Raw genomic sequence first — 10,741 nt, 5'->3', positions numbered from 1 at the left:
TTATTACTGGAATTCGGGCATGAAATCTATCAGGGGGAAAAATGATACAGCTGGGTGGGGTATATTATTGATGCTGAACTTGGTCGTCTACAGATGCCAGTTATTTACAACCCATCACCTGTAGATGTTGATATTGTTGTAAGTCGGTTTTCCAGTCGAGATCGCGTTGCTTGTTTGTGTGTTAAACCCGCACCGAAACATGGCCCCTATGAACTAAATCTGTATGCTGATTCAGGCAATTGTTTTCTTATGTTGAATCAGCATCTTGATGATGGCGAGCATGAAATTAGAGTGATTGACAACCCTAGGGCGGAGGCGGCTATGATTGATGTGCTGGGTGATTTTTACCCTGCGAATGCTATGACAAGAAGTATTGAGTTGATATGCGTATGCTTTAAAGAGTTTTTGAATTTTGGAGATGTACGCTCTAAAATTTTTAGGGTTGATTAGTTGTTGGAAAACGTTTCGGGCAATGGGCTGAAAACAATCAGTACAATCGTTATTGGGGGAGCTGCTGAATTGTTCAGTTTCAGGCTTCTAAAACACCCTGGAGGCCTTGATTTATCAAAGCATACGAATTGGTTATTTTTAATAAATCAGCGCCGCCTTAGAGACGTTCCGATCAACTTGCCGCACCAGCGCGGCAGGTTGAAAAAACTCGCTACATCTCGCGAAATACCCCGCGCGTACCGCATGGGGGCGTTTCAGCCCAACTCTCCGTGTTACCCGCGTAACTTGCCCATACCCATCAGCGTTTTCGAGCCATTCACAAGTTCGACAGCGCAAACAGCGTGGTCAGTTGAGCCTTGTTTTTCATCAGTCCGCGAAAACGTACCTTTACGTAACCGAACTGACGCTTGATCACCCGAAATGGATGCTTAACCTTGGCTCGCGTCTAGGCTTTGAGGTACTCGATTTTGCGCTTGGCTTTGCAGATCAGGTTGCTCTTGTTCAGCTTGGAATAGGTGTTGCGCCGCGCTGCGATCAGCCAAACCACCTAGCGGTTCTCATGCACTTAACGTTTCTCGACATAGGTAGCCCGCATCGGCGTAGACCGCGTTTTCCTCGCCATGCAGCAGTTCGGCGACCTGGCTGACATCGGCTACATTCTCCGCCGTGCCGAGAACGTGGTGCATGAGCCCAGACTAAACGTCAGCACCGATATGAGCCTTCATCCCAAAGAAATACTGGTTACCTTTTTTGGTTTGATGCATCTCTGGATCGCGCTTCCCTTCTTCGTTTTTTGTCGAGCTTGGCACTTGAATGATCGTCGCGCCGACGATGGTGCCTTGACGAAGGGAGAGGCCTTTTTCCTGCAAATAGCCGTTGATGACCGCAAAAATTGCAGGGGCCAACTGTTGCTTTTCCAACAGATACCGAAAGTTCATGATCGTGATGTCTTCAGGGATTGGTGTACTCAGAGTCAACCGCGAACTGGCGTATGGGCGTGATTTCATACAGCGCCTCTTACATCGCAGGGTCACTCAGGGAGAACCAGTTTTGCAACAGATGAATGCGCAGCATAGCTTCCAGCGGATAGGGTTTTCGACCACCGCCTGCCTTCGGATAATACGGTTCGATCAGCTTTAGCAAAGCGCTCCAGGGCACGATCTGATCCATCTCGGTGAGGAAGCGTTCGCGGCGAGTTTGCTTACGTTTGCCGGCGAATTCGAAGTCGGAAAAACGCATCTGGCTCATCAAGGGCTCAGGTCAGGCGATGAGGTCGTATTCCAGCATATTTGAGGACTTGTTCGGAGTTTTCCTAGCATCCGCTCAAACCCTTTCAGCAACACGATCAACTTATCTGATTTTTCATGAAAACACCAAAATATAAATTCGTAAAAAAAACTTACAAAAAATAAAGATTTTATGAGGTTTAAACATCGGTCTGCAATCAGACTTTCAATTGAACTAAATAGGTTGCGGAAAGACAATTGAATGGATTTAAGCAATAACTTAAACACCGTAAACCTACTATCTAGCAAACAAAACAATCCTGATTAGCTGCTCTAACTCGACTATTTAACCTTCATGCATAAGTTCACCCCGTACGACGAAAAGAGCCTTCGCCCCCCCTATTGACAAGAGTGCCTAAAATGAATGATATTCATCTATTCGGATTTAATTACGAGCTAAATTCCGCCAGCGCCAGCGCCAGTGTGCGGTATTTGTATTGTTGGATTAAAAAGAACGGCACTAAAAAAATAGTCGAATCTGGGGGGGAGCTATTGGGTGCTAGCCCAAACTCGATATTTACGATTGAAAGCGGTACGTGGCGCCTGTTAGCTGGCGAGGGAAAGGTCATAGGCATTGTAGGGGCTGGGGGGGGAGTATTGCTTGCTCGCCATCCTAAAACCTCACACGCTCCATTTAATCAATATGAAGTACTCTCACACTCTATCTATTATGAGTTCCCCATGGACAGTATGCACCTGGTTATGCCGGACAAAGAGCTATTTAAGGGGCTGCTTGAGTTTATGGCTTGGAGCGCCCGTAATATCTCAAAAAAATGGTTGGCACAATGTATGGGGGATAGCTACACCGAAGTTAAATCAGCATTAGAGTGGATGAACGATTTGCCAGAGTCTATTCGGTCAAAATTTACTGTTATTACATTTATTACCGATACAACAGGTGTTTCTCGCTCCCATACTTTATCTATAATAAAGTCGTTAAGGCAGGGAGGGTATGTTGAAATGGACGGTGGATACTTGATAAGTCTAACAAGAAAGCTGCCTGATGGTTATTGAGTAGAAACTAATTTCCGCTTCGGCCATGCGTGGCCAGGCGGTATTTTTTGTTGGTCATCCAGCTTAAAAATAACGCACCGAAACTGTCTATGCTTGCTTTTGATAGAGTAATGTAGTCTATAGGTGGTGCTCGATGAGCACTAATACTATATGAGGTGCGTCGGGTTAATCCGATGCGGAATTGGTTCGGTTACAGCGATCTGGCGATGGAAGAAGCGCTCCACGTAACCAAGATTCTACGCCGGTTTTCGGGTCCGCATCTGAATCGGATTCCGAATGAAAGGGCAACGCTCAACTTCCGGCGCAGGTTGGAAAAACATTAGTTAGCCAGAGGGATTTTGCAGGTCATCACGGTCATCTGGGTGCCCGTGGACTGCCGTTGCGCCAAGGCACTGTGATCGATGCAACGATCATCCATGTGCCGAGCTCGACCAGAACAAGGATAGTAAGCGCGAACCGAAAATACATCAGGCAAAGTGTAGTGGTCTAATGAAACTGGACACCCATTTAGGCGAGAATGCTCGCCAGATCGAGGTGTCAGATGACCAAACAACGCCGTGTGTTTTCGGCTGAATTCGAACGCGAGGCTGCCGACCTCGTACTCAAGCAAAACTACAGCTACATCGAAGCCAGCCGTTCACTCGGTGTCGGCCAATCGGCCTTGCGCCGTTGGGTCGATCAAGTCCAGAAGGAACGCCAAGGCGTTACCCCGAAGAGCAAGGCGCTGACATCTGAACAGTAGAAAATTCAGGTACTGGAAGCTCGTATCGCTCGACTTGAGCGAGAGAAATCCATCTTAAAAATCTATGGTCACCCCCTTTTTTGCAATGCTGATTAACGGGCGAAGTGGTTGGCTTGCTTAAATCTATCCGGCGTCTATTGGGTGAGTCACCCGCGCCATGATGAGAGTCACGCCTGACGATCCTGAAAAGGCAAAACCTGAAGGTGGCTCGTGGCACTAGAACAACAGCTGAGTCAGATAGCCACGGCATCTGGCCCTGCGTTAAATATTCCATGACCAGCTGAGATCGCCCAAGCGATCCGAGCCAGTTTGTTGGCCAAGGCACATGCCACCACGTTCGAATGCCGTCGTATCAGCAGCGAACGAACCCACTCCGCCAACGCGCCGTGCTAGCTCTTCAATTGCTGAAGATAAACTCGAGCGCACTGAACCAATAGTCGCCTGAGATTCTTGTCGCCGCGCTTGCTGATCCCCTGCAAATTGGCCTTGCCTCCGGTGCTGTATTGCCTGGGTACCAAGCCAATGGAGGCAGCGAAGTCACGACTACCTGCGTACTGCTTGGCCATCGCCCATTTCCACAGCCAGCAGGCTGGCGGTGATCGGGTCGACACATGGCATACTCAGCAAACGACTGCCAAGATCATCGTCAGCCAGTTGGCAAGCCAGATCCTTAAGATCCTTGATTTGGGCGTCCAGGTAGTTGAAGTGTTCGCGCAAACGATCCAGGAGGCTCATGAGTCGAGTGCGTATCTCATGTTCAGTCAGGATGACAGGCAGACGCTTCATGACGGCCAATCCTCTGGGTAGGCTAACCCCGAACACCAGCAGGAAACCATGCATCTGGTTGGCGGTTTTGGTGCGGTCTCGCACCAGTGATTCACGTAGACGATGCGAAACTGAAAGCGTCTGCTGGGGCTCGGTCTTAGGAGAAACGAAACGCATAGACGGGCGTGATGCGGCTTCGCAGATGGCCTCGGCATCGACAAAATCGTTTTTGTTGCCCTTGACGTAAGGGCGGACGAACTGCGGGGAAATCAGTTTGGCTTCATGGCCCATTACCATCAGCTGGCAAGCAACGAAATGCGCTCCGGCACAGGCCTCCATCGCCACGGTACACGCCGGAAGGTTGCTGAAAAACCGCATCATCTGCTGACGTGAGAGTTTTTTGCGAAACATTTCCCGGCCTGTTTTGTCCTGACCGTGCAGGTGAAAACTGTGTTTGCCGAGATCAATCCCGACCATTGCTAACTCGCTTATGAGGATGGCCTCCGAAACGTAACCCTCAGGGAAAGCCTAGCCCTCGCAGGGTGTGGGGGTGACCATCTCATTAGGCTACTGCGCTCTTGATGTCGGAAGATCACGAGCGTACGCGCTGGTCAATCAGCTGAGCGTCCATGAGCCGCTTAATTGGCTGTGCAAGGTGTTTGAAGTCACCCGCTCGTGTTTGGGGTTTGGGGTTTGGGGTTTGGGGTTTGGGGTTTGGGGTTTGGGGAGCAACGGAACAGAAAGTGCACTACCGGGTCAAGCGCAAGATCGAATACGCCAAGGCGCAACTGCGTGCCAAGGTCGAGCACCCATTCCAGGTAATCAAGGTGCGCTTCAATCATCGCAAGGTTCGCTACCGTGGGCTGGAAAAGAATACGGCGCAGTTGTTCAGTCTGTTTGGGTTGGCCAATCTGATGCTGGCCAAGCGGTATTTGCAACGGGCGGCGGGATAAATCCGTCTAAAAGGCGAGGCTGACCCGAAAATCAGCAAAATGAGGGCGAAAATCGGCCCCGGAAATGCAAAATAAGGCCGGTAGGTTGAAAAAACCGGATTGGAAATGGGGGCGGTGCGAACGGGTTAATTGTTCAGCGTCTCCCTAGGGGCTGTTGACGTTTCACCGGAACAGCAGAGGAAGAAGAGCAAACCCGCAGAATAGAGGTTCCAACACCGACAATCCTGCGAGCTTGCAATGCCCCGAGTGATGCTCAGTGACGAGCTTTGGTCGAAGCTGGAAAAAATTCTGCTTCAGCAAACTATTTACCACAAGCCTGATTTGCGATTGACCGTTGAGGGGATGCTCTACCGGATGCGCGTTGGTTGTCCGTGGCGAGATCTGCCCAGCGCTTTTGGATGCTGGAACTCAGTCTCCAAGCGCTTCAATGCGTGGTCGGTGGCTGGCAAGTGGCTCAAGGTTTTCAATACGTTGATCGAAGACCCAGATTTTGATTGGGCTTTCATCGACGGAACCTATGTGAAGGCCCATCAGCACAGCACGGGGGCCGCCAGTGACCAACCAGAAGCGATCGGCAAAAGCCGCGCTGGCCATACGAGCAAGATCCACCTGGCTGTCGATGCACATGGCTTGCCTGTGGCTTTCGAGATCACTGGAGGTGACGTCAATGACTGTACTGCCGCCCGTGAATTAATTGCGCAGCTACCATCAGCCGAGGTCATCGTTGCCGACAAGGGCTACGACAGTGAGCGTATTCGCGAACAGATCGAAGCCCAAGGTGCTCGACCAGTGATCCCGAGAAAGCGTAACTCAATCAAAGGCAATGGCGATCTGGATAAAGGCCTTTATCGCTACCGGCACTTGGTCGAAAATGCCTTTGCGCGACTGAAACATTACCGCGCAGTGGCGTTTCGATACGACAAACTGAAGAGGAACTATGAGAGCACGGTGGCCATGGCCTGCGGGTTCCTCTGGTTACCCATGTGAAACGTCAACAGGCCCTAGCTCGGTAGTCAGGGTGCATTACAGCACCTCTGAAGACTTGTTCGGAGAATCCTTCGTGCTCAGTGCGCCAAAAATAGTCTCCTTCGGAAAATTCCTACAACTCACAGGGAGAAATCGAATATCACGAAGATTCCATTATCCATACTCTGTTGTGACCGACAACCAACCAGTATTTAAAAATGAACATCAAGTACAAGTTTTTAAAGGAACCACATGGCCGTGGTTTAAAACTTGGAAAAGGACTTCTGCCCCAACCTCTGCAAGCGCAGCCTATCTTAAAATTTATACACATTCCGACCCGCTCTGTGCGAGTTGCAGTGCTTAGTATTTTCATGGCTGGAGCTTTTTTTAGCACGCTTCCCAATGCGCACGCTTCTGCAAAAAATCCAGTCACAGAGTCTAGTCAATATATTGGCGCTGACACCACTGCTAGCGTTCCAATATCTCGGGACGAGCGTGCAAACCTTATATCTATTTTCAAACAAGCCGTTGCTGATGATGCTGCGGGGCGACACGAACAAGCCCGTAAGTGGTATGACGCCCTCGAAGGCGCGGAGCTGAATTTTAGTGTTGCAGTTCCGTCAGCGGTCAATCTGGCTGTACTTGGTCGCTATGACGATGCTAAAAAAGCGTTCAAGAAAATAACAAAAAGTGAAGATGAGCGCGAGGCCAGTTATGCCAAATTGTGGCAATTATGGCTAACGGCCCGCACTTACACCGGCAAACCTGCTTCTCTACAGAAAGAGTTGAGTAAGTTGGTTGTCAATATGAAACCGAGCGCTGCGTACCAACAAAAATTGGTCGCCGTCTTCGCAGGAGACAGTGAAGCTGCAGCAGTGTTCAATGTTATTAACACAACAGTCAGCGAAGGTTTGTCAATGCGCGATGCGCGCTCTGAAGCTGCATTCTTTGCTGGCGGTTATCTACAGTACGTCCGAAAGGATACTGCGGCGGCGCGGCGCCTGTACCAGCGTGAGTTACCCCAATCCGATGCCTCTTTGGAAAAGCCGCTCATAGAGCAGGCCATTAAGTCTATTTAACCCCCCTCCCCCTTATCAACTAATTAGCCTACGGTCAAAAGCCAAGGTTACGGAGTCCCCGTGAATAAAGTTTTTCGCTTAATCTGGAATGTAAGTTTGAACATTTGGGTTGTAACCTCTGAACTTGCGACTGCAAAAGGCAAAAGCAAGAGCCGTACTCGTGGCTCAGTTATGCGCGCCGGGGGTGTGGTTAGCGCACTGGCGATTACGATGCTGGCAGGCCCTGCAAATGCTTGGGTCGCAGAGACTGGTGTAAGCAGCCCTATACTGGATAACAATAGTAGCTCCAACACTTCAATAAATGGGGGGCAGGCGTCCGGGAATAACAGCATTGCGGTAGGTCCATCTGCCGTGGCAGCTGGCAACTATGGCATTGCAATGGGCGATGGCGCTAAGGCTAACGATATTGATACTCTTGCCTTCGGTCGCAACGCAAGTGCGACCGGAGCGGATGCAATAGCAACAGGACACAACTCGGTAGCTAAAGCAAATCAAAGCTATGCTGCTGGAGTGAACGCGAAAGCTTATAACATGTCGACTATTGCCATAGGGGACAGTGCGGTAGCAGGTGTTGACGGAACTGCCACTATCAACCACAACACAGACCCGCATGACGCTGCGGTAGCCATTGGTCGTGGTTCTAATGCCACTGGATATCGCTCTGTAGCTTTAGGCTCTTTCGCTACCGCAAATGGCATCGGCTCCACCGCCATTGGAAACCAGAGTCAAGCGCTGAACAGTCAGGCTGTTGCTATTGGCCCTAATGCTAGTGCGTTAGGGGGCTCGTCAGTTTCTATCGGTTACCAAGCAAGTAACCAAGCGAACTCCTCGGAAAGTATAGCTATTGGTGTATTGGCAAAGACTACCGGCGGTATCGCCGTCGCCATTGGTTCTGGTTCTTCCGCTAGCAACACCAGCGTCGCCTTGGGTAACAGGTCGTCCGCTACTCTGCTCCACAGCGTCGCGTTGGGTGACAATTCGCTCGCTGATCGGGCCGGAATGAATGGTTCGGCGGAGAAGTTTAGTGGCGCTAAAGTGCTATCTTCATACGCTGGTGTATCGGTAGGTAAAACAGACTTAGAGCGCCAGATCATCAACGTTGCCGGCGGTACACAAGCGACTGATGCTGTGAACGTCCGTCAGCTACAGGCTGTTCAAGACGGTGCGGTCAAGTACGACACAAACCAGGATGGCACGATAAATACTTCGAAAGTGACATTGGGTGGTCCGATTTACAACTCCATCACGCATGTGGGCGGAACGACCATCAACAACGTGGCCAATGGCGTAGTCGACAGCGACGCGGTGAACATGTCGCAGTTGAATCAAACCAACACCCAAGTGGCGAACAACACCACCAATATCAACACACTGGCAAACGATGCGTTGTTATGGGATCCGGCTGCCAATGGTGGTAACGGGGCATTCAACGCCAACCACGGTGGTACGGGTCCGAACAAGATCACGCATGTAGCCGATGGTACTTTGTCTTCGACCAGTACCGATGCGGTGAACGGTTCGCAACTGAACGCCACTAATTCAATTGTGACCAGCATCGGAAACTCGCTGACAAATATCTACGAAACGGGCACCAAGTATTTCCACGCCAACTCCACGGGTACCGACTCGGTCGCGTCGGGCCAGGATTCGGTTGCTATCGGCATGGGCGCCGTAGCCAGCCATGACGGCAGCGTCGCACTCGGTGCGGGTTCCGTTGCAGATGGCATCACCTTGAGCAAGCAGGCCTATCTGGTGGGTGGGGCCGCAACAGGTGAAGTCAACATCGGTGATCGCCGGGTCACGGGCCTGTCGGCCGGGGCCGAAGATACAGATGCAGTCAACGTGTCGCAGCTGAAGGCAGTCAGCAGCGCCGCCGTCGCTGATGCGGTGATGTATGACAACGCTACGCACAACAACATTACGTTGGGTGGCAGTACATACGACAACAGCACACATGTGGGCGGCACGACCATTACCAACCTGGCCAATGGCGTAGCCGACAGCGACGCGGTGAACATGTCGCAGTTGAATCAAACCAACACCCAGGTGGCGAACAACACCACCAATATCAACGCACTGGCAAACGATGCGTTGTTGTGGGATCCGGCAGCCAATGGTGGTAACGGTGCGTTCAACGCCAACCACGGCGGTACGGGCCCGAACAAGATCACCAACGTGGCCAATGGCACCTTGTCTTCGACCAGCACCGACGCGGTGAACGGTTCGCAGCTGTTTGCTCTGGGTAATCAGATCTCCAATGTCGACGGTCGTGTCACGACTATCGAAAGCAACTTCACCAACATCAATAACGGTGCTGGCGTCAAGTACTTCCACGCCAATTCTACCGGGGCAGACTCTGTTGCAAGTGGTACTGATTCTGTGGCGATCGGTCCGAAGGCGAGTGCATCAGGTGTCGGCTCGATTGCTTCGGGTAACGGAGCCAATGCGTCAGGCGCGGGTTCCGTCGCCATGGGGGACGGTGCCTCGTCTACAGCCGCAGGAAGTGTTGCTTTGGGTAAAGGTGCCAGCGATGGTGGCCGTGGTACCGAAAATTACACAGGAAAGTACTCCGGCACTGCTAACAACACCTCTGGGACCGTTTCCATAGGCAATGCGGCAACCGGCGAGACTCGCACCCTCAGCAATGTCGCAGACGGCAAGGAGGCAACCGACGGGGTCAACTTGCGTCAACTCGATGGTGCGGTTACCGAGTCGAAGAAGTACACCGATGACTCCCTCAATAAAATAAACACTACCGTCTCGAATGTGGATAGCCGGGTGACCAACATCGACAACCGCATTAGCAAGACAGAGGGTGATGTTAATAACCTCAAGGATGGCACTGACGGCATGTTCCAGGTGAACAACTCCAGCAAGCGGCCGAAGCCGGTGGCCACCGGTACCGATTCGGTCGCAGGGGGGGCAGGCTCGAGCGCATCAGGAAACAACTCCACAGCATTGGGTAGCAATGCCAATGCCTCGGGTAACAATTCGGTCGCGCTGGGTGCTAACTCAATCGCGGACCGTAACAACAGCGTTTCCGTAGGCGCGGCAGGGAACGAGCGGCAAATCACGAATGTGGCGGCCGGTACGTCAACAACTGACGCAGTCAACGTTGGTCAGTTGAACAGTGGCCTAGCTGATGCCACCAAGACCGCCAATGCCTACACCGACTCGGCTTACCGTGCCTTAAACAAAGACATTAAGGCGCTGGACGATGACTTGAGCGCGGGCATCGCCGGCGCCATGGCTATGGCCTCGCTGCCCCAGCCTTATGCTCCGGGTGCAAGCATGGCTTCCGGTGGTTTGGGCACCTACCGCGGGCAATCCGCAATGGCGCTTGGTGTGTCACGCATTTCCGACAACGGTCGTTGGGTCACCAAACTACAAGCCACCGCTAACACCCAGCGTGAAGTCGGTGCATCTGTTGGCGTAGGCTACCAGTGGTAATTACTTCATAAATAAACAGGCCCGTTGCGAGGCGGG

General features: G+C 51.7%; 5 protein-coding genes and 5 pseudogenes. 8 read left to right on the top strand and 2 right to left on the bottom strand.

What is annotated here, in order from left to right; all coding sequences use genetic code 11:
* Nucleotides 1–54 precede the first annotated feature (54 nt).
* A complete protein-coding gene (locus ACA051_RS30925) occupies nt 55–450 on the top strand; it encodes a DUF6911 family protein (RefSeq protein WP_497375740.1) in 396 nt (131 codons plus the stop codon).
* A 272-nt stretch (nt 451–722) separates the two neighbouring features.
* Here ACA051_RS30925 and ACA051_RS30920 read toward each other — a convergent pair.
* Nucleotides 723–1,698: pseudogene (locus ACA051_RS30920) on the bottom strand (IS5 family transposase).
* A gap of 398 nt (nt 1,699–2,096) precedes the next feature.
* Between ACA051_RS30920 and ACA051_RS30915 the strand changes: the two are divergent.
* The 3 genes and pseudogenes from ACA051_RS30915 to ACA051_RS30905 all read left to right on the top strand — a co-directional run.
* Nucleotides 2,097–2,750 carry a helix-turn-helix domain-containing protein gene (locus ACA051_RS30915; protein WP_497375738.1) on the top strand — a complete coding sequence of 218 codons (654 nt, stop codon included), beginning with the start codon at nt 2,097–2,099 and terminating at the stop codon, nt 2,748–2,750.
* Between the two features lie 161 nt (nt 2,751–2,911).
* Nucleotides 2,912–3,227 (top strand): annotated as a pseudogene (locus ACA051_RS30910) (IS5/IS1182 family transposase); the annotation flags it as partial.
* Nucleotides 3,228–3,291: 64 nt separating this feature from the next.
* Nucleotides 3,292–3,552, top strand: a pseudogene (locus tag ACA051_RS30905) (transposase); the annotation flags it as partial.
* Between the two features lie 173 nt (nt 3,553–3,725).
* Here ACA051_RS30905 and ACA051_RS30900 read toward each other — a convergent pair.
* Nucleotides 3,726–4,749, bottom strand: a pseudogene (locus ACA051_RS30900) (IS110 family RNA-guided transposase).
* A gap of 251 nt (nt 4,750–5,000) precedes the next feature.
* Between ACA051_RS30900 and ACA051_RS30895 the strand changes: the two are divergent.
* The 4 genes and pseudogenes from ACA051_RS30895 to ACA051_RS30880 form a co-directional block, all read left to right on the top strand.
* Nucleotides 5,001–5,210, top strand: a pseudogene (locus ACA051_RS30895) (transposase); the annotation flags it as partial.
* Between the two features lie 237 nt (nt 5,211–5,447).
* Complete coding sequence (locus tag ACA051_RS30890; protein ID WP_497375737.1) at nt 5,448–6,197, top strand: IS5 family transposase; 750 nt, start codon at nt 5,448–5,450, stop codon at nt 6,195–6,197.
* A 197-nt stretch (nt 6,198–6,394) separates the two neighbouring features.
* Nucleotides 6,395–7,255, top strand: a complete 861-nt coding sequence (locus ACA051_RS30885; RefSeq protein WP_497375736.1) for a hypothetical protein — start codon at nt 6,395–6,397, stop codon at nt 7,253–7,255.
* Nucleotides 7,256–7,315: 60 nt separating this feature from the next.
* Nucleotides 7,316–10,705 (top strand): YadA-like family protein, encoded by a 3,390-nt coding sequence (locus ACA051_RS30880; RefSeq protein ID WP_497375735.1) that lies wholly within the window; start codon nt 7,316–7,318, stop codon nt 10,703–10,705.
* Nucleotides 10,706–10,741: the final 36 nt, after the last annotated feature.

The organism is Pseudomonas sp. LBUM1669 (assembly GCF_059695705.1).
This window is presented reverse-complemented; position numbering and strand designations above follow the sequence as displayed.